15 protein-coding genes are annotated in these 18,746 nt (G+C 67.7%); all 15 read left to right on the top strand.

The annotated features are described in order from the left end of the window. Position 1 precedes the first annotated feature (1 nt). The 15 genes from rsmH (at position 2) to lpxC (ending at position 18,742) form a co-directional block, all read left to right on the top strand. A complete protein-coding gene (gene rsmH / locus ACN9MV_RS05065) occupies positions 2–925 on the top strand; it encodes a 16S rRNA (cytosine(1402)-N(4))-methyltransferase RsmH (protein WP_093078604.1) in 924 nt (307 codons plus the stop codon). A gap of 2 nt (positions 926–927) precedes the next feature. Further along, positions 928–1,284 (top strand): cell division protein FtsL, encoded by a 357-nt coding sequence (gene ftsL / locus ACN9MV_RS05070; RefSeq protein ID WP_093056279.1) that lies wholly within the window; start codon positions 928–930, stop codon positions 1,282–1,284. Next, complete coding sequence (locus ACN9MV_RS05075; protein WP_093056277.1) at positions 1,281–3,035, top strand: peptidoglycan D,D-transpeptidase FtsI family protein; 1,755 nt, start codon at positions 1,281–1,283, stop codon at positions 3,033–3,035. The genes ftsL and ACN9MV_RS05075 overlap by 4 nt, the downstream gene beginning before the upstream one ends. 2 nt (positions 3,036–3,037) lie before the next feature. After that, complete coding sequence (locus ACN9MV_RS05080) at positions 3,038–4,597, top strand: UDP-N-acetylmuramoyl-L-alanyl-D-glutamate--2,6-diaminopimelate ligase (protein WP_426391500.1); 1,560 nt, start codon at positions 3,038–3,040, stop codon at positions 4,595–4,597. Then, complete coding sequence (locus ACN9MV_RS05085; RefSeq protein WP_307616375.1) at positions 4,594–6,030, top strand: UDP-N-acetylmuramoyl-tripeptide--D-alanyl-D-alanine ligase; 1,437 nt, start codon at positions 4,594–4,596, stop codon at positions 6,028–6,030. Before ACN9MV_RS05080 ends, ACN9MV_RS05085 begins: the two co-directional genes overlap by 4 nt. 15 nt (positions 6,031–6,045) lie before the next feature. After that, positions 6,046–7,224, top strand: coding sequence for a phospho-N-acetylmuramoyl-pentapeptide-transferase (mraY, locus tag ACN9MV_RS05090; RefSeq protein ID WP_093056272.1), 1,179 nt, complete (start codon positions 6,046–6,048; stop codon positions 7,222–7,224). Positions 7,225–7,231: 7 nt separating this feature from the next. Continuing rightward, positions 7,232–9,331 (top strand): UDP-N-acetylmuramoyl-L-alanine--D-glutamate ligase, encoded by a 2,100-nt coding sequence (gene murD / locus ACN9MV_RS05095; RefSeq protein ID WP_426391501.1) that lies wholly within the window; start codon positions 7,232–7,234, stop codon positions 9,329–9,331. Then, positions 9,328–10,626, top strand: a complete 1,299-nt coding sequence (ftsW, locus tag ACN9MV_RS05100) for a putative lipid II flippase FtsW (RefSeq protein ID WP_093056268.1) — start codon at positions 9,328–9,330, stop codon at positions 10,624–10,626. Before murD ends, ftsW begins: the two co-directional genes overlap by 4 nt. Further along, the gene (gene murG, locus ACN9MV_RS05105; protein WP_093078610.1) at positions 10,623–11,684 is read left to right on the top strand and encodes an undecaprenyldiphospho-muramoylpentapeptide beta-N-acetylglucosaminyltransferase; all 1,062 of its coding nucleotides are present in this window, start codon (positions 10,623–10,625) and stop codon (positions 11,682–11,684) included. The genes ftsW and murG overlap by 4 nt, the downstream gene beginning before the upstream one ends. Beyond that, on the top strand, positions 11,681–13,159 hold the full coding sequence (murC, locus tag ACN9MV_RS05110) for a UDP-N-acetylmuramate--L-alanine ligase (protein WP_093056264.1): 1,479 nt from the start codon (positions 11,681–11,683) through the stop codon (positions 13,157–13,159). Before murG ends, murC begins: the two co-directional genes overlap by 4 nt. Then, the gene (locus tag ACN9MV_RS05115; RefSeq protein WP_426391502.1) at positions 13,156–14,127 is read left to right on the top strand and encodes a D-alanine--D-alanine ligase; all 972 of its coding nucleotides are present in this window, start codon (positions 13,156–13,158) and stop codon (positions 14,125–14,127) included. The genes murC and ACN9MV_RS05115 overlap by 4 nt, the downstream gene beginning before the upstream one ends. Positions 14,128–14,129: 2 nt before the next feature. Further along, the gene (locus ACN9MV_RS05120; RefSeq protein WP_093078611.1) at positions 14,130–14,918 is read left to right on the top strand and encodes a cell division protein FtsQ/DivIB; all 789 of its coding nucleotides are present in this window, start codon (positions 14,130–14,132) and stop codon (positions 14,916–14,918) included. A gap of 30 nt (positions 14,919–14,948) precedes the next feature. Continuing rightward, positions 14,949–16,178 (top strand): cell division protein FtsA, encoded by a 1,230-nt coding sequence (gene ftsA / locus ACN9MV_RS05125; RefSeq protein WP_007832444.1) that lies wholly within the window; start codon positions 14,949–14,951, stop codon positions 16,176–16,178. 170 nt (positions 16,179–16,348) lie between these two features. Continuing rightward, positions 16,349–17,563: a cell division protein FtsZ gene (gene ftsZ / locus ACN9MV_RS05130; protein WP_093056258.1), complete on the top strand. Its 1,215-nt coding sequence runs from the start codon at positions 16,349–16,351 to the stop codon at positions 17,561–17,563. Positions 17,564–17,818: 255 nt separating this feature from the next. Beyond that, on the top strand, positions 17,819–18,742 hold the full coding sequence (gene lpxC / locus ACN9MV_RS05135) for a UDP-3-O-acyl-N-acetylglucosamine deacetylase (RefSeq protein WP_176928810.1): 924 nt from the start codon (positions 17,819–17,821) through the stop codon (positions 18,740–18,742). Positions 18,743–18,746 lie beyond the last annotated feature (4 nt).

Genomic DNA, 18,746 nt, shown 5'->3' on the forward strand with positions numbered 1-18,746 from the left:
AGTGAACACCCCATGGACCCATACGACCGTCTTGCTGAACGAAGCGGTGGAAGCCCTTCTTTCCGGCAGCACGGCGGCAACCGGCACCTACGTGGACGCTACCTTCGGGCGGGGAGGGCATGCGCGTGCAATCCTCTCCAGGCTGGCGCCGGAAGGCAGGCTGATCGCATTCGACAAGGATGCGGAAGCAGTGGCCGAAGCAGCGCGCATCTCCGATGCGCGTTTTTCTATCCGTCACCAGGGATTCCGCTCGCTGGGCGAATTGCCCGACGCGAGCGTCGACGGCCTGCTGATGGACCTGGGCGTGAGCTCGCCGCAGATCGACAACCCGGTGCGCGGTTTCAGTTTTCGTTTCGACGGCCCGCTCGACATGCGCATGGACACCACGCGCGGCGAGAGCGTGGCCGAATGGCTGGCAACGGCCGAACTTCAGCAGATTGCAGAGGTGATCCGTGACTATGGCGAAGAACGGTTTGCTGTTCAGATTGCAAAGGCGATTGTTGCTCGCCGACAAGAACGGGGCCCAATTTCAACCACCACCGAACTGGCCGAGCTCGTGGCTGGCACGGTCAAAACCCGCGAGCAGGGCCAGAACCCTGCAACGCGCACATTTCAGGCTTTTCGGATTTTCATCAACGCCGAGCTTGAAGAGCTGCAACAGGCGCTAGAAGCGAGTCTGTCCGTGCTCAAACCCCAGGGGCGGCTCGCGGTGATCAGCTTCCACTCGCTGGAAGACCGCATCGTGAAGCAGTTCATCGCCAAGCACTCGAAGGAGGTCTACGACCGCCGCGCGCCGTTTGCCGCCCCGAAGGTCATGAAGCTGCGCGCCCTGGAGCGCATCAAGCCGTCCGACGCCGAGGTGGGCGGCAACCCGCGCTCGCGCAGCGCAATTCTTCGCGTCGCAGAACGCACCGGGGCCAGCTGACCATGGCCCGCCTCAACATCCTGCTGCTGCTGGCCGTCATTGCGACGGCTTTGTACCTCGTGCACACGCAGTACATGTCGCGTCAGCTCTATACCGAGCTCGACCGCGTGCAGCAGGAAGCCCGTCGCCTGGAGACCGACCGCGATCGCCTGCAGGTCGAGAAGCGCGCACAGGCCACGCCGCTGCGCGTCGAGAAGCTCGCCAAGGAGCAGCTGCAGATGCGCACCACCTCGCCGGCGATCACGCAGTACGTGCGCCCTGACGGCACGGTGATCCCCGCGGTCGCGCCGGTGGCGCCTGCGCCGACCACGCCCAAGCCGGCGGCCAAGCCAGTCACCGCAGCGAGGGCCGCGCGATGAACCGGGGCAACCGCAGCGTGCGCTACACCACCAGCCCCTTGCTCGCGAGCAAGACGCCGGTGTGGCGCAGCAAGTTCATCGTCGCGGGCATTGCGCTCGGCTTCGTCATGCTGGCGGGCCGGGCGGCCTACGTGCAGGTGCTCAACAACAGCTTTTTCCAGCGGCAGGGCGAAGTGCGCTTTGCGCGCACGCTCGAGCTGCCGGCCAACCGCGGCCGCATCCTCGACCGCAACGGGCTCATCCTGGCCTCCAGCGTGGTGGCGCCCAGCATCTGGGCCATTCCGGAAGACATCGAGCGCGACGACCCCGAAGTGCGCGCCAAGCTCAAGCAGGTCGCCAAGCTGCTCGAGATGTCGCAGAAGGATTTCGACAAGAAGCTCGAAGACGAGGACAAGACCTTCGTCTGGATCAAGCGCCAGGTCGACGAGCCCATCGCCAAGCAGATCGCGGCCATGAACCTCAAGGGCATCTACCAGCGCAAGGAATACAAGCGCCAGTACCCAGAGGGCGAGGCTGCCGCGCACGTGGTGGGCTTTACCAACGTGGAAGACAACGGCCAGGAAGGCATCGAGCTCGCGTTCAACAAGGAGCTGGCCGGCAAGGCGGGTTCGCGCCGGGTCATCAAGGACCGACTGGGCCGCGTGGTCGAGGGCGTTGGCGAAACCGTGCCGCCGCTCGACGGCAAGGACATCCAGCTCAGCGTCGACAGCAAGGTGCAGTTCTTCGCCTACCAGAAGCTGCGCGATGCCGTGACCGCGCGCAAGGCCAAGGCCGGCAGCGTGGTGGTGCTCGACTCCGTCACCGGCGAAGTGCTGGCGCTGGCCAACTACCCGAGCTACGTGCCCGACAAGCGCCAGAACCTCACCGGCGAGCAATTGCGCAACCGCGCGCTCACCGACACCTTCGAGCCCGGTTCGACCATGAAGCCGATCACGGTGGGCATGGCACTCGAAGCCGGCCGCGTGAAGCCCTCGACCCTGATCGAAACCGGCCCCGGCCGATTCCAGATCGGCGGCTTCACCATCAGCGACACGCACAACTACGGCACGCTGACGGTCGAAGGCGTGATCCAGAAGTCGAGCAACGTCGGCGCGCTCAAGATCGCCCAGAAGATGACCCCACACGAGATGTGGGACACCTACACCGCGCTCGGCTACGGCCAGAAGCCGCAGATCCAGTTCCCCGGCGCCGTGACGGGCCGGCTGCGCCCGTGGAAGACCTGGAAGCCGGTCGAGCAGGCCACCATGGCCTACGGCTACGGCCTGTCGGCGTCGCTGTTCCAGATGGCGCATTCGTACACCTCGTTCGCGCACGACGGCTCGATCATTCCGGTCACCATCCTGAAGAATTCCGAGCCGCCGGTCGGCGTGCGCGTGTTCTCGCCGTCGAACGCGCTGGCGGTGCGCAAGATGCTGCAGATGGCCGCCGGCCCCGGCGGCACCGGCACGCGCGCGCAGACGGTCGGCTACTCGGTCGGCGGCAAGTCGGGCACGGCCCACAAGCAGGTCGGCAAGGGTTACGCGAGTAACAAATATCGCGCCTGGTTCACCGGCATGGCGCCCATCGACAAGCCGCGCATCATCGTCGCCGTGATGATCGACGAGCCCAGCGACGGCCAGTATTTCGGCGGCGTCGCCGCGGCGCCCGTGTTCAGCGAAGTCGTGCAGCAGACCTTGCGCATGATGAACGTACCGCCCGATCTGGCGGTCAAACCGCTTGTGATGACGCAGGGCGTCGACGAGAGTTTCTGAACATGCTGAGCTTCACTTCCCCCCAACTCGCCGCGGCCTGGCTCAAGGAGCGCGTGCCGCAGGCCGCGCTGCACGCCGACAGCCGTGCCGTGGGCGCGGGCGACGTCTTCATCGCCTGGCCCGGCGCCGCCACCGACGGGCGCAAGCATGTGGCGGCCGCGCTGGCGCTGGGCGCGGCGGTCTGCCTGGTGGAACACGAGGGCGTCGAGGCCTTCGGCTTCGAAGGCGACGACCGCATCGTGAGCTACCCCGGCCTGAAGGCCGCCACCGGCCCGATCGCCTCGGCCTTCTACGACAACCCCTCGGCCCTGCTCGACGTGCTGGCCGTGACCGGCACCAACGGCAAGACCTCCACCGCCTGGTGGCTGGCCGAATCGCTCTCCACGCTGCGCGCGGCGGGCGGCGTGCGCGCGATGCGGCCCGACGGCACCATGCAGCGCGATGCGCCGTCGCCCTGCGCGGTGATGGGCACGCTTGGCATCGGCGTGCCGCCCGAGCTGACCTACACCGGCCTCACCACGCCCGACCCGGTGATGATGCAGCGCGAGTTGCGCTCGCTGGTCACGCGCGGCTTCGGTGCCTGCGCCATCGAGGCATCGTCCATCGGCATCGCCGAGCGCCGCCTCGACGGCGCGCAGATTGCCGTGGCCGTGTTCACCAACTTCACGCAGGACCACCTCGACTACCACGGCAGCATGGACGCTTACTGGCAGGCCAAGGCCGAGCTGTTCCGCTGGCCCGGCCTGCGTGCGGCGGTGATCAACATCGACGACACGCACGGCGCCAGCCTGTGTGCGAACCTGATCGACGCCGGCATCGGCGCGCTCGACGTGTGGACCGTCTCGGCCGGCGGCAAGCCGGCCCGCCTCGTGGCGCGCGACATCGGCTACGACGCGCAGGGCCTGCAGTTCTCGGTGGCCGAGCACGGCACCGCTGTGGTGGAGCGCCTGTCGACCGGCCTGATCGGCCAGTACAACGTGGCCAACCTGCTGGGCGTGCTCGGCACGCTGCGCGCGCTGGGCCTCACGCTCGCCCAGGCCGTGGCCGCCTGCGCCAACCTCACCAGCGTGCCGGGCCGCATGGACCGCGCAGGCACCGGCGAAGGCGCGCCGCTCGCCGTGGTCGACTATGCCCACACCCCCGACGCGCTCGACAAGGCCCTGATCGGCCTGCGCCCGCTGGCAAAGCAGCGCGGCGGCGCGCTCTGGTGCCTGTTCGGCTGCGGCGGCGACCGCGACCCGATCAAGCGCCCGATGATGGCCGCCGTCGCCGAGCGCCAGGCCGATCGCGTGGTCGTCACCAGCGACAACCCGCGCAGCGAAAAGCCCGACGCGATCATCAGCCAGGTGCTGCGCGGCTTCTCGCGCCTCGACGCCGCCCAGGTGCAGCCCGATCGCGCCGCCGCCATCGCCGACGCCATCGCGCAGGCCGCCCCGCAAGACGTGGTGCTGATCGCCGGCAAGGGCCACGAGGCCTGGCAGGAAATCGCCGGCCAGCGCATCGAATTTTCAGACAAGACCCATGCGCTGCAGGCGCTGGCAAAGAGGGGGGCCGCGGCATGACCGACACGACGCCTCTCAACATCACGCTGGCCCAGGTGCAGCAATGGATTCCAGGATCGCGCCTGGTGGGTGACGCTTCGACCGTCATCGCCCGCGTGCACACCGACACGCGCACGCTCGCGCAGGGCGACCTGTTCGTCGCGCTCAAGGGCGAGCGCTTCGATGCCAACGACTTCCTGGCGGACGCCAAGAAGCGCGGCGCCGTGGCCGCCATTGCGCACCACGGCCTCGAGGCCGCCGGCCTCAGCGGCCTCGAAGTGCCCGACTCGCTGGTCGCGCTCGGCGCGCTCGGCGCGGGCTGGCGCGCGCAGTTCGAACTGCCGCTGATCGCCGTGACCGGCAGCAACGGCAAGACCACGGTCACGCAGATGATCGCGGCCGTGCTGTTCGCCTTCCGCGCCGAACGCGCGCTGGCCACCGCCGGCAACTTCAACAACGAGATCGGCGTGCCGCTCACGCTGCTGCGCCTGCGCGCGCAGCACCAGCGCGCGGTGCTCGAACTGGGCATGAACCATCCGGGCGAGATCGCGCGGCTGGCCGCCATCTCGCGCCCGACCATCGCACTCGTCAACAACGCCCAGCGCGAGCACCAGGAGTTCATGGCCACCGTCGAGGCGGTGGCCGTCGAGAACGCCGCCGTGTTCGCGGTGCTGCCCGAAGGCGGCACCGCCGTGTTCCCCTATGGCGACGCCTTCACTTCTCTGTGGACCGACATGGCGCACGCCGGCGGCTCGCGCCGCTGCATGACCTTCGGCGAATCGGAAGATGCCGACATCTCGCTCGACAGCGCCGAATGGAAGCAGGGTGCCTGGGCCGTGCGCATCCGCACGCCGATCGGCGCCTTCGATGCGCGCCTGCACATCGCGGGCCGGCACAACGTCGTCAATGCGCTGGCCGCCACGGCCTGCGCGCTCGCGGCCGGCGTGTCGGTCGAGACCATTGCAGCGGGCCTGTCGGCCTTCGAGCCGGTCAAGGGCCGTTCGCGCGCCAACGAGATCGTGCTGGCCGGTGGCCATGCGCTCACGCTGGTCGACGACAGCTACAACGCCAACCCCGATTCCGTGATTGCCGCCATCGACGTGCTTGCCGCCCTGCCGGGCCCGCGCCTGCTGGTGCTCGGCGACATGGGCGAGGTGGGCGACCGCTCGCCCGAGTTCCACGCCGAAGTCGGCGAGCGGGCGCGCCAGCGCGGTATCGAGTCCGTCTACACGCTGGGCGCCGCGACGGCGCACACCACCGCTGCCTTCGGCGGTGCCGACGGACGCCATTTCGAAGAGTTCGACGCGCTCGGCGCGGCCGTGCTCGCGCGCCTGCCGCAACTCGGCAGCGTGCTCGTCAAGGGATCGCGCTTCATGAAGATGGAGCGCGTGGTGCAGGTCGTCGAGGCGCAAGCACAACCACAACAACAAAAGGAGGCCGGTCATGACGCATGAACCGCGCGAAACCACATGCTGATGACCCTGGCCCAATGGCTGCAGACGCTCTCGCCCGAGTTCGGGTTCTTGCGCGTTTTTCAATACCTCACCTTCCGCGCGCTGATGGCTGCGCTGACCGCGCTCGTGGTCGGCCTGGTGGCCGGCCCGTACGTGATCCGCCGCCTGGCCGCACTCAAGATCGGCCAGCCGATTCGCGGCTACGGCATGGAAACGCACCTGACCAAGAGCGGCACGCCCACCATGGGCGGTGTGCTGGTGCTGTTCGCCATCGCCTTCGCCACGCTGCTGTGGTTCGATATTTCGAACCGGTTCGTGTGGATCGTGCTGTGGGTCACGATGGGCTTCGGCGCCATCGGCTGGGTCGACGACTGGCGCAAGGTGGTGCGCAAGGACCCGGAAGGCATGCGCTCGCGCGAGAAGTATTTCTGGCAGTCGGTGGTCGGCCTGATTGCGGCCTTCTACCTGCTCTTCAGCATCTCGGAGAGTTCCAACTGGCGCGTGGTGCAGCTGTTCTTCGCGTGGGTGCAGTCAGGCTTCGACCTCGACTTTCCGCCCAAGATCAACCTGCTGGTGCCGTTCTTCAAGGAGGTGAGCTACCCGCTGGGCGGCATCGGCTTCGTGATCCTCACGTACCTCGTGATCGTGGGCGCGAGCAATGCGGTGAACCTGACAGACGGCCTCGACGGCCTGGCGATCATGCCGGTGGTGATGGTGGGCTCGGCGCTGGGCGTGTTCGCCTATGTCACGGGCAGCGCGGTGTACTCCAAGTACCTGCTGTTCCCCAACATCCCGGGTTCGGGCGAGTTGCTGGTGTTCTGCTCGGCAATGGCCGGCGCGGGGCTCGCGTTCCTCTGGTTCAACACGCACCCGGCACAGGTCTTCATGGGCGACGTGGGCGCGCTGGCGCTGGGCGGCGCGCTGGGCACCATCGCGGTCATCGTGCGCCAGGAGATCGTGTTCTTCATCATGGGCGGCATCTTCGTGGTCGAGGCGATCTCGGTGATGGCGCAGGTCATGTACTTCAAGTACACGAAGAAGCGCTACGGCGAAGGCCGCCGCGTGCTCAAGATGGCGCCGCTGCACCATCACTTCGAGAAGAGCGGCTGGCGCGAAACGCAGGTCGTGGTGCGCTTCTGGATCATCACGATGCTGCTGTGCCTCGTGGGTCTTTCGACGTTGAAGCTGCGGTAACGGAACCATGCGGCATCTGAAAGACCTCCCCGTTCTCATCCTCGGCCTCGGTGCGTCCGGGCTGGCGATGACGCGCTGGTGCGCGCGCCACGGCGCCGTCGTGACCGTGGCCGACACGCGCGAGGCGCCGGCATTGCTCGCGACGCTGCAGGCGGAGCTGCCCGGGGTGACGTTCGTCGGCGGGCCGTTCACGGCTGCACTGGTCGAAGGCACGCCGATCCGCGCGGTGTATCGCTCGCCGGGGCTGTCGCCCGCGACCATTGCGCCGGTGGTGGAAGCGGCGCGTGCTGTCGGGCTGCCGGTCGGTGGCGAGCTGGATCTGTTCGCGCGTGCGTTGCTGGACCTGCGGACGGTGGAAGTGCCGGTGGTCGAGGCCGAGCCGGAACCCGAGGCGGAAGTACCCGTCGAGCCGGTGGCAGAAGTGCCCGTGGAAACCACCGAGCCGGAGGCGCAGGCGCAACTGCCGCTGGACGAGCCCGCGCCCGCCGAGCAGGCAGAAGCCGTGGCCGAGCCGGAGCAACAGCCCGAGCCTGTCGAAGCCGAAGCGCCCGAACTCGCCGCAGAAGCCGCGTCCGAGCCGACCGTGCCCGCGCAGGCTGAAGCAATGCCGCGCGATCCGTCGATGAGCGTCGCCGTGCCGCTGCCGCCCGAGGCCGCAGAAGTCGTCGAGCCGGCGGCCGAGCCCGCGCCGGAAGTGCCCGCCGTTGTCCCCGAGTCCTCCGAGGCTTCGGCTCCTGCACCCGCCACCGCTTCCCGCCTGCCCGTCACCGGCAAGCCCTACGTCCCGACCGCCGCCAGGGAGGCCGCGGAGTTCGTCGCCAAGATCGCCGAAATCTCCGCCACCAACCCGGCCTCGGCCGCTGTCGAAGAAGAATCGCCGCAGCTCGAGCTGGCGCCCATCGTCGAGCCCGAAGCCCCCAAGGGCTATGCGCCCGCGGTGCTCGCCATTACCGGCACCAACGGCAAGACCACCGTCACCTCGCTCACCGGCCAGCTGGTCGAGCGCGCGGGCAAGACCGTGGCCGTGGCCGGCAACATCGGCCCGACGCTGCTCGACACGCTCTCGGCGCACATGGATGCCGACACGCTGCCCGACGTGTGGGTGCTGGAGCTGTCCAGCTTCCAGCTCGACGGCGTGCAGGGCTTCGAGCCCACGGCCGCCACCGTGCTCAACCTCACGCAGGACCACCTCGACTGGCATGGCGACATGCCGGCCTACGCGGCGGCCAAGGCGCGCATCTTCGGCGCGCATGGGCTGATGATCCTCAACCGCGACGATGCCGGCGTGATGGCGATGCTGCCCGCGCCCGTCAGGGTCAAGCTGCAGCGCCCGCAGATCCGCACGCACGTCACCTTCGGCGCGGCCATGCCGCTGCGCCCGGGTGACTACGGCATCGAGCGGGTCAACGGCATGGCCTGGCTGGTGCGCGCGCTGGAAGCTGACGAAACGCAGAAGCGCAAGCGCGGCGCCGTGGTGGAAGAAGAAATCTTCCTGCAGCGCCTGATGCCCGCCGACGCGCTACGCATCCGCGGCCGCCACAACGCAATGAACGCACTGGCCGCACTCGCGCTGGCCAGCGCCGCCGACTGCCCGCTGGGCCCCATGCTCTACGGCCTGCGCGAATACCACGGCGAGCCGCACCGCGTGGAGCCCATCGCCATCGTGGACGAGGTCGAGTACTTCGACGACAGCAAGGGCACCAACGTCGGCGCCACCGTGGCCGCGCTGATCGGCCTGGGCGAAGAGCGCCGCGTGGTCGTCATCCTCGGCGGCGATGGCAAGGGACAAGACTTCGAGCCGCTGGCCGAGCCCGTGCGCCAGTACGCGCGCGCCGTGGTGCTCATCGGCCGCGATGCACCGCTCATCGAAGCCGCGCTGGCATCGACCGGCGTCTCTCTGCTGCATGCCGCCTCGATGGACGAGGCCGTGAAGCTCGCGTCCGCACGCGCCAACCCCGGCGACGCCGTGCTGCTGTCACCAGCCTGTGCGAGCTTCGACATGTTCAAGGACTACGCGCACCGCGCCGAGGTGTTCCGCGAGGCCGTGCAGGCCTACGAGGACAGCCCGCGCGGCATGGGCGGTTCGACGACGGAGGACACGGTTTGAACTCTGCCGCCTCAGGCGCCACGCCCAACGCATCCACCAGCCGCTTCGGCGGCTGGTTCAGGCGCGCCCGCAGCGGGATCGACTCGCTGCCGGTGCACCTGCCCGTGCGGCTGGGCGGCGCCGGCATCGCGCAGACAAAAGCCACGCCGATGCGCGTGCTGGGTTTCGACCAGGCGCTGGTCTGGGTCACGGTCGCGCTGCTGACCTGGGGCCTGATCATGGTGTATTCGGCCTCCATCGCACTGCCCGACAACCCGCGCTTCGCACGCGCGGGCTACAGCGCCTCGTACTTCCTCACGCGGCACGCGGCCTCGGTGATCTTCGCGTTCATCGCCGCGCTGCTGGCCTTCCAGATCCCGATGAAGACCTGGGAGCGCGCCGCACCCTGGCTCTTCGTGGCTTCGCTGCTGCTGCTGGTGGCCGTGCTCATTCCGCACATCGGCATCAACGTGAACGGCGCGCGCCGCTGGCTGCCGATGGGCTTCATGCGCTTCCAGCCCTCGGAGCTGGCCAAGCTCGCGATGGTGCTCTACGCCGCCAGCTACATGGTGCGCAAGATGGAGATCAAGGAGCGCTTCTTCCGCGCCGTGCTGCCGATGGGCATCGCGGTGGTGGTGGTCGGCATGCTGGTGATGGCCGAGCCCGACATGGGCGCGTTCATGGTGATCGCCGTGATCGCCATGGGCATCCTGTTCCTGGGCGGCGTGAACGCGCGCATGTTCTTCGTGATTGCCGCGCTGGTGGTGGTGGCCTTCGGCACCATCGTCGCGAGCAGCCCGTGGCGCCGCGAGCGCATCTTTGCGTACCTCGATCCGTGGAGCGAAGAGCACGCGCTGGGCAAGGGCTACCAGCTGTCGCACTCGCTGATTGCCATCGGTCGCGGCGAGATCTTCGGCGTGGGCCTGGGCGGCAGCGTCGAGAAGCTGCACTGGCTGCCCGAGGCGCACACCGACTTCTTGCTGGCCGTGATCGGCGAAGAGTTCGGCCTGGTCGGCGTGCTGCTGATCATCGGCCTGTTCCTCTGGCTCACGCGCCGCATCATGCACATCGGCCGCCAGGCGATTGCGCTGGACCGCGTGTTCTCGGGCCTCGTGGCACAGGGCGTGGGCGTGTGGCTCGGCTTCCAGACCTTCATCAACATGGGCGTGAACCTGGGCGCGCTGCCGACCAAGGGCCTGACCTTGCCGCTGATGAGCTTCGGCGGTTCGGCCATCCTGATGAACCTCGTGGCGCTGGCCATCGTGCTGCGTATCGACTACGAAAACCGTGTGCTGATGCGGGGAGGTCGCGTATGACGCGCACCGCACTCGTCATGGCAGGCGGCACAGGCGGCCATATCTTCCCGGGTCTCGCGGTGGCCGAGGCCCTGCGCGAGCGCGGCTGGCAGGTTCACTGGCTGGGCGCGCCCGGCAGCATGGAAGAGAAACTCGTGCCGCCGCGCGGCTTCGCCTTCGAGCCCGTGCAGTTCGGCGGCGTGCGCGGCAAGGGCCCGCTCACGCTGTTCCTGCTGCCGCTGAAGCTGCTGCGCGCTTTCTGGCAGAGCCTGCGCGTGGTGCGCCGCGTGAAGCCCGACGTGCTGGTGGGCCTTGGCGGCTACATCACTTTTCCGGGCGGAATGATGGGCGTGTTGCTCAACAAGCCGCTGGTGCTGCACGAGCAGAACTCGGTCGCCGGCCTCGCCAACAAGGTGCTGGCGGGTGTGGCCGACCGCGTGTTCACAGCCTTCCCCAATGTGCTGAAGAAGGCGCAGTGGGTGGGCAACCCATTGCGCGCGGCCTTCACTTCGCAGCCCGATCCGGCCACGCGTTTCGCGGGCCGTACCGGTCCGCTGAAATTGCTGGTGGTGGGCGGCAGCCTCGGCGCACGCGGCCTCAACACCGTGGTGCCGCAGGCGCTGGCGCGCATCGAGCCGGCCACGCGCCCGCAGGTGCTGCACCAGAGCGGCTCCAAGCAAATCGATGAGCTGCGCGCCAACTACACGGCGGCCGGCGTCGAAGGCGAACTCACGCCCTTCATCGAAGACACCGCGCAGGCGTACGCCGACGCCGACATCATCGTCGCGCGCGCCGGCGCCAGCACCGTCACAGAAATCGCGGCCGTCGGCGCAGCAGCGCTGTTCGTGCCTTTCCCCTCGGCGGTCGACGACCACCAGACCACCAACGCGCGCTTCCTCGTGGACGCGGGCGGCGGATGGCTCGTGCAGCAGGCCGACCTCACTCCTGAATTGCTGGCTGACTTGCTACAGAAAACCGAGCGCACCGCGCTGATCGAAAAGGCCGTCAAGGCCAAGACCATGCAGAAGACCGAAGCCGTCGAGGCGGTCGTCCGCGCTTGCGAGGAGCTTGCCAAATGAAGCACGCTATTCGTCACATCCATTTCGTGGGCATCGGTGGTTCCGGCATGAGCGGCATCGCCGAAGTGCTGCTGAACCTGGGCTACAAGATCACCGGATCCGACCTGTCCGACAGCGTCACGCTGCGACGGCTCGCGGGCCTGGGCATCGGCACCTTCGTGGGCCACGCCGCCGCGCACATCGACGGCGCGGACGCGGTCGTCACCTCCACCGCCGTGCAGTCGGACAACCCCGAAGTGCTGGCCGCGCGCGAGAAGCGCATTCCGGTGGTGCCGCGCGCGCTGATGCTGGCCGAGCTGATGCGCCTGAAGCAGGGCATTGCAATTGCCGGCACGCACGGCAAGACCACCACCACCAGCCTGGTGGCGAGCGTGCTCGACGCCGCCGGGCTCGACCCGACCTTCGTGATCGGCGGTCGCCTCAACAGCGCGGGCGCCAACGCGCAGCTCGGCAGCGGCGACTACATCGTGGTCGAGGCCGACGAGTCGGACGCCTCGTTCCTGAACCTGCTGCCCGTGATGGCGGTGGTCACGAACATCGACGCCGACCACATGGAGACCTACGGGCACGATTTCGCGAAGCTCAAGAAAGCCTTCGTCGACTTCCTGCACCGCATGCCGTTCTACGGCGTGGCCATTCTCTGCACCGACGATCCGGCGGTGCGCGAGATCGTGGCCGACGTGACCTGCCCGGTCACCAGCTACGGCTTCGGCGAGGACGCCCAGGTGCGCGCCATCGACGTGCGCGCCGTCGGCGGCCAGATGCACTTCACCGCGCAGCGCCGCAACGGCGTGACGTTGCCCGACCTGCCCATCGTGCTGAACCTGCCGGGCGAGCACAACGTGCGCAATGCGCTGTCGGTGATCGCGGTGGCCGTGGAACTCGGCATTCCCGACGAAGCCGTGCAGCGCGGCCTCGCAGGTTTCAAGGGCGTGGGCCGACGTTTCCAGAGCTACGGCGACGTGGCTGTGCAAGGCGGCCATAACGAAGGTGGGGCCGGCACCTTCACCGTGATCGACGACTACGGCCATCACCCTGTCGAAATGGCGGCCACCATCGCCGCCGCGCGCGGCGCATTCCCGGGCCGCCGGCTGGTGCTGGCCTTCCAGCCGCACCGCTACACCCGTACGCGCGACTGCTTCGAAGACTTCGTGAAGGTCATCGGTACGGCCGACTCCGTGTTGCTCGGCGAGGTCTACGCCGCGGGCGAGGCGCCCATCGTGGCGGCCGATGGCCGCACGCTGGCGCGCGCGCTGCGCGTGGCCGGCAAGGTCGAGCCGGTGTTCGTCGACGACATCGCCGCCATGCCGCAAGCCATTCTCGACAACGCCCGCGCGGGCGACGTGGTGCTTTCCATGGGCGCCGGCTCCATCGGCGCGGTGCCGGGCAAGGTCGTCGAACTCGGCGCAGCGGCTGTCACCGCCGTCGCACCTTCAACATCGCAGCGCGATTCGCGAAAAGGGAGGGCCTCATGAGCCTTCAGGACCCCAAACTCTTCGGCAAGGTTGCCGTGCTGTTCGGCGGTAGTTCCGCCGAACGCGAAATCTCGTTGATGTCGGGCACCGGCGTACTCGAAGCCCTGCGCTCGCGCGGTGTCGATGCGCACGCCTTCGACCCCTCGCAGCGCGAGCTGGCCGACCTGAAGCGCGAAGGCTTCGCGCGCTGCTTCGTCGCGCTGCATGGCCGCCATGGCGAGGACGGCACCGTGCAGGGTGCGCTCGAACTGCTCGGCATTCCCTACACCGGCTCGGGCGTGATGGCTTCCAGCGTGGCCATGGACAAGGTCATGACCAAGCGCATCTGGCAGGCCGATGGCCTGCCGACGCCCAAGTACGTGCGCCTGGCCTTCGACCAGCAAAGCCGCGAGCAGATCATGGCCGTGCCCGACGTGCTCGGCCTGCCGCTGATCGTGAAGCCGCCGCGCGAGGGCTCCTCCATCGGCGTGACCAAGGTCGAGGGCTACTCGCAGATGCAGGACGCGATCACGCTCTCGGCCAAGTACGACGCCGACGTGCTCTGCGAGGAATTCATCGAAGGCGAGGAAGTGACCTGCGCCGTGCTCGGCCACGGGCTCGACGCGCGCGCGCTGCCGGTGGTGCGCATCTCCGCACCCGAAGGCGCCTACGACTACCAGAACAAGTACTTCACCGACGACGTGAAGTACCAGTGCCCGAGCGGCCTGCCCGAAGCGGAAGAGCACGAGATCCAGCGCATCACGCTGGCTGCGTATCGCACGCTCGGCTGCCGCGGCTGGGGCCGCGCCGACGTGATGATCCGCGCCAGCGATCGCAAGCCCTTCCTGTTGGAGATGAACACCTCGCCCGGCATGACCAGCCATTCGCTGGTGCCGATGTCGGCCCGCGCCGCGGGCATCGCGTACGAAGACCTGTGCCTGCGGGTGCTGGCCTCAGCCGCGCTCGACGCAACGGGAGGCTCGCTATAGCCATGGCCGACAGCATCCCCGCTCCCTTCGACGTCAAGCTCATGAACATCGTCGCGAACATTGCCTTCGCGATGGTGGCGCTCATGCTGCTGGCGGCGGGTGCGTGGTGGGTGCTGCGGCAGCCTTTCTTCCCCATCGGCGGCATCAAGGTGGACGGCGAAGTCACGCACAACAACGCGGTCACGCTGCGCGCCAATGTGGCGCCGCAGCTCACGGGCAACTTCTTCACCATCGACCTGGGGCGCGCACGCGCCGCCTTCGAGTCGGTGCCGTGGGTGCGCAGCGCGGTGGTGCGGCGCGAGTTCCCGAACAAGCTGCGCGTGACGCTGACCGAGCAGGTGCCGGTTGCCAACTGGGGCGACGACGCGGGCTCGAAGCTGATCAACGGCTTCGGCGACGTGTTCGAGGCCAACGTGGCGGAGGTGGACGACAACCTGCCGCGCCTGGACGGCCCGATCGAACAGGCCGGCCAGGTGCTGGGGATGTACCGCGTGCTGCAGCCGCAGTTCCAGCCTTACGACATGAGCATCGACGAACTCACGCTGTCGAGCCGGGGAAGCTGGAAGGTGGTGCTCGACAGCGGTGCCGAAATAGAGCTCGGCCGCGGCCAGAGCGAGGAGGTGACGGCCCGCCTGCAGCGGTTCCTGAAGACCGTGACACAGGTCGCGGGCCAGTACCGCCGCACGATGGCCGACGTCGAGGGCGCCGACCTGCGACACAACGACGCGTATGCATTGCGGCTGCGCGGCGTCACCACGGTCTCGCCAGAGGCCCCAAGAAAAATCAAGTAGCGCTCATCGAGAAATCGAGGACATATCTCAATGCCTAAAGAATACAAAGACCTGGTCGTAGGACTCGACATCGGCACCGCCAAGGTGATGGTGGTCGTGGCCGAAGTGCTGCCCGGAGGCGAGCTCAAGCTGGCCGGCCTCGGCATTGCGCCGAGCAACGGCTTGAAGCGCGGCGTGGTGGTGAACATCGACGCCACCGTGCAGAGCATCCAGCAGGCCCTGAAAGAGGCCGAGCTGATGGCCGACTGCAAGATCAGCCGCGTCTACACCGGCATCACCGGCAGCCACATCCGCGGCATCAATTCGAGCGGCATGGTGGCGGTGAAGGACAAGGAAGTGACGCCAGCCGACGTGGCCCGCGTGGTGGAGACGGCGCGCGCCATCAACATCTCGAGCGACCAGCGCCTGCTGCTGGTGGAGCCGCAGGAGTTCGTGATCGACGGCCAGGACGTGAAGGAGCCGATCGGCATGAGCGGCATGCGGCTCGAGGCCAAGGTGCACATCGTGACCGGCGCGCAGAGCGCGGCCGAGAACATCATCAAGTGCGTGCGCCGCTGCGGCCTCGAAGTCGACCAGCTGATGCTGAACCCGCTGGCCTCGAGCCAGGCGGTGCTGACCGAAGACGAACGCGAGCTCGGCGTGGTGCTGGTCGACATCGGCGCGGGCACGACCGACGTGGCGATCTTCACCAACGGCGCGATCCGCCACACGGCCGTGATCCCGATTGCGGGCGACCTCATCACGAGCGACATCGCCATGGCGCTGCGCACGCCGACGAAGGACGCGGAAGACATCAAGGTCGAGAACGGCTATGCCAAGCAACTGCTGGCCGACCCCGACACGCAAGTCGAAGTGCCGGGCCTCGGCGACCGCGGCCCGCGCATGCTGAGCAAGCAGGCGCTGGCCGGCGTGATCGAGCCGCGCATCGAAGAGATCTTCTCGCTGGTGCAGCAGGTGGTGCGCGAGTCGGGCTACGAAGAGGTGCTGTCGTCGGGCGTGGTACTCACGGGCGGCAGCGCGGTGATGCCCGGCATGGTCGAGCTCGGCGAAGACATCTTCCTGAAGCCCGTGCGCCGCGGCATCCCGAAGTATTCGAGCGCGCTGTCGGACATGGTTGCGCAGCCTCGCGCAGCGACGGTGATGGGCCTGCTCGAAGAAGCACGGTTCGCGCGCATGCGTGGCTTCAAGGTCGCACAGAAGAATGGGTCGGTAAAGACTGCATTCGGACGTTTCAAAGACTTCATCGTGGGGAATTTCTAGCCATGATCAAGTCTCCACTCTGGCTCGCGCGTGGCAGCCCCCCATTGCATTTCAACGAGCGATGGCGACGAACAGGTCCACCATCGTGACGGACGCATCGTTGATCTCGTCACGGCACAAGAATTATTCATAGACACACAACGGCAACTGCAAGATTCAAGGAGTTAAAAATGACCATCGAAATGATCGAAGTCGAAGAGTTCAATCAGGGCACGCAGATCAAGGTGATCGGTGTTGGCGGTGGCGGCGGCAATGCGGTCGCCCACATGATGGAGCGCGGTGTGCAGGGCGTTCAGTTCGTCTGCGCGAACACCGACGCACAGGCACTGCAGCGCAGCAGCGCGCACAAGATCATCCAGCTCGGTACCAGCGGCCTGGGTGCGGGCAGCAAGCCCGACAAGGGCCGTGAAGCGGCCGAGCTTGCGGTGGACGACATCCGCGCGGCCATCGACGGCGCGCACATGCTGTTCATCACGGCCGGCATGGGCGGCGGCACCGGCACCGGCGCTGCTCCGGTCATCGCGCGCGTCGCGAAGGAAATGGGCATCCTCACCGTGGGCGTGGTGACCAAGCCCTTCGACTGGGAAGGCGGTCGCCGCATGACCAACGCCGACGCCGGCCTGGCCGAGCTCGAAGCCAACGTCGACTCGCTGATCGTGGTGCTCAACGAGAAGCTGCTCGACGTGCTGGGCGAAGACGTCACGCAGGACGAAGCCTTTGCGCAAGCCAACGACGTGCTGAAGAACGCCGTGGGCGGCATCTCGGAAATCATCAACGAGTACGGCGGCGTGAACGTCGACTTCGAAGACGTGCGCACCGTGATGGGCGAACCCGGCAAGGCCATGATGGGCACCGCTGCCGCAGCTGGCCCGGACCGCGCGCGCATCGCAGCCGAGCAGGCCGTGGCCTGCCCGCTGCTCGAAGGCATCGACCTCTCGGGCGCCAAGGGCGTGCTGGTGCTGGTGACGGCGTCGAAGGGCTCGCTGAAGCTGAACGAATCGAAGCTCGCGATGAACACCATCCGCGCCTACGCTTCGCCGGACGCGCACGTGATCTACGGCGCTGCATACGACGACAGCCTGGGCGACGAGATGCGCGTGACCGTGGTGGCCACCGGCCTGTCGCGTGCCGATGCCCGCCGCCAGGCACCTACGCTGGAAGTGATCCGCACCGGCACCGACAACATCCCGTTCAACGTGCCGACGCTCGGTGGTACGGGGCACGCCAGTGGTGGCGGCCACAGCCAGCCCAACTACGACGGCATGGCCGTTCCCAGCGTGTGGCGCACCAACCGCACGATGGCTGCAGCGAAGGTGGACGCGCTGTCTTCGGGCGGCATGGACGACTTCGAGATCCCGGCCTTCCTGCGCCGCCAGGCTGATTAAGAGGACACCCCATTCGATGGTCTCGCTGGAGGCCATCGCGGGGTGAACTCGACCAGACGCAGAGGGCACGAGGGTTCGCAAGGAGCACAGGGACGACCTGAAAGGGACGTCTGCTGGCTCTAGGCGCTGCGCTCACCTCGTGCCCTTTGCGTCCATTTCGCGCCAATTTGGCGGGATTGCATAGAACCCATGTCTATCGGTGCCATAGCGAGGGGCATAGGGCGCCATGCCCGTCGCGCGCCTAAAATCCCGGCCGTGCTGCAACAACGAACCCTCAAGTCGATCAGCCGCGCCGTGGGCGTGGGGCTCCATAGCGGCCAACGCGTGGAGCTGACCCTGCGACCGGCTCCCGCCGACACGGGTATCGTGTTCCGCCGCGTCGACCTGCCCGAGCCGGCCGAGATCCGCATGACCGCCGAGGCGGTCACCGACACGCGCCTTGCATCCACCGTTTCCACCGGCGGCGCCAAGGTGCAGACCGTCGAACACCTGATGTCTGCCTGCGCTGGGCTGGGCATCGACAACCTCTACATCGACATCACGGCCGACGAAGTGCCGATCCTCGACGGGTCGGCTTCGTCCTTCGTGTTCCTGCTGCAAAGCGCGGGCATCGCGCTGCAGAAGGCGCCGCGCCGCTTCATCCGCGTGACCCGCAAGGTCGAGGTGCGCGAAGGCGAGGGCGCCAACGAGAAGTGGGCGAGCCTGGAGCCGTACCACGGCTACAAGCTGAGCTTCGAGATCGACTTCGACCACCGCGTGGTCAATTCCACCGGCCAGCGCGTGGAGTTCGACCTGGGCACCGACTCGTACAGCCGCGACATCGCACGCGCACGCACCTTCGGCTTCACCAAGGAAGTCGAGTACATGCGCAGCAAGGGCCTCGCGCTTGGTGGCGGTCTCGACAACGCCATCGTGATGGACGACACCAAGGTGCTCAATGCGGGCGGCCTGCGCTACGACGACGAGTTCGTGAAGCACAAGATCCTCGATGCCATGGGCGACCTGTACATCATCGGCAAGCCGCTGCTGGCGGCCTACACCGCGTTCCGCTCGGGCCATGCGCTCAACAACAAGCTGCTGCGCGAACTGCTTTCGCACAGCGACGCCTACGAAGTCGTGACCTTCGAGGACGAGAAGCGCGCACCGCGCGGTTTCGGCGAAGTCGCCCGGGCCTGGTAGGCCG

This window comes from Variovorax sp. R-27 (assembly GCF_049913215.1).
Lineage (GTDB): Bacteria > Pseudomonadota > Gammaproteobacteria > Burkholderiales > Burkholderiaceae_C > Variovorax.

Excerpts from the sequence above, each read along its gene's own strand:
- mraY (WP_093056272.1), top strand. The coding sequence starts at position 6,046 with ATGCTGATGACCCTGGCCCAATGGCTGCAGACGCTCTCGCCCGAGTTC.
- murC (WP_093056264.1), top strand. The coding sequence starts at position 11,681 with ATGAAGCACGCTATTCGTCACATCCATTTCGTGGGCATCGGTGGTTCC.
- ftsL (WP_093056279.1), top strand. The coding sequence starts at position 928 with ATGGCCCGCCTCAACATCCTGCTGCTGCTGGCCGTCATTGCGACGGCT.
- ACN9MV_RS05080 (WP_426391500.1), top strand. The coding sequence starts at position 3,038 with ATGCTGAGCTTCACTTCCCCCCAACTCGCCGCGGCCTGGCTCAAGGAG.
- murD (WP_426391501.1), top strand. The coding sequence starts at position 7,232 with ATGCGGCATCTGAAAGACCTCCCCGTTCTCATCCTCGGCCTCGGTGCG.
- ACN9MV_RS05075 (WP_093056277.1), top strand. The coding sequence starts at position 1,281 with ATGAACCGGGGCAACCGCAGCGTGCGCTACACCACCAGCCCCTTGCTC.
- ACN9MV_RS05115 (WP_426391502.1), top strand. The coding sequence starts at position 13,156 with ATGAGCCTTCAGGACCCCAAACTCTTCGGCAAGGTTGCCGTGCTGTTC.
- ACN9MV_RS05120 (WP_093078611.1), top strand. The coding sequence starts at position 14,130 with ATGGCCGACAGCATCCCCGCTCCCTTCGACGTCAAGCTCATGAACATC.
- murG (WP_093078610.1), top strand. The coding sequence starts at position 10,623 with ATGACGCGCACCGCACTCGTCATGGCAGGCGGCACAGGCGGCCATATC.
- ftsZ (WP_093056258.1), top strand. The coding sequence starts at position 16,349 with ATGACCATCGAAATGATCGAAGTCGAAGAGTTCAATCAGGGCACGCAG.
- ACN9MV_RS05085 (WP_307616375.1), top strand. The coding sequence starts at position 4,594 with ATGACCGACACGACGCCTCTCAACATCACGCTGGCCCAGGTGCAGCAA.
- ftsA (WP_007832444.1), top strand. The coding sequence starts at position 14,949 with ATGCCTAAAGAATACAAAGACCTGGTCGTAGGACTCGACATCGGCACC.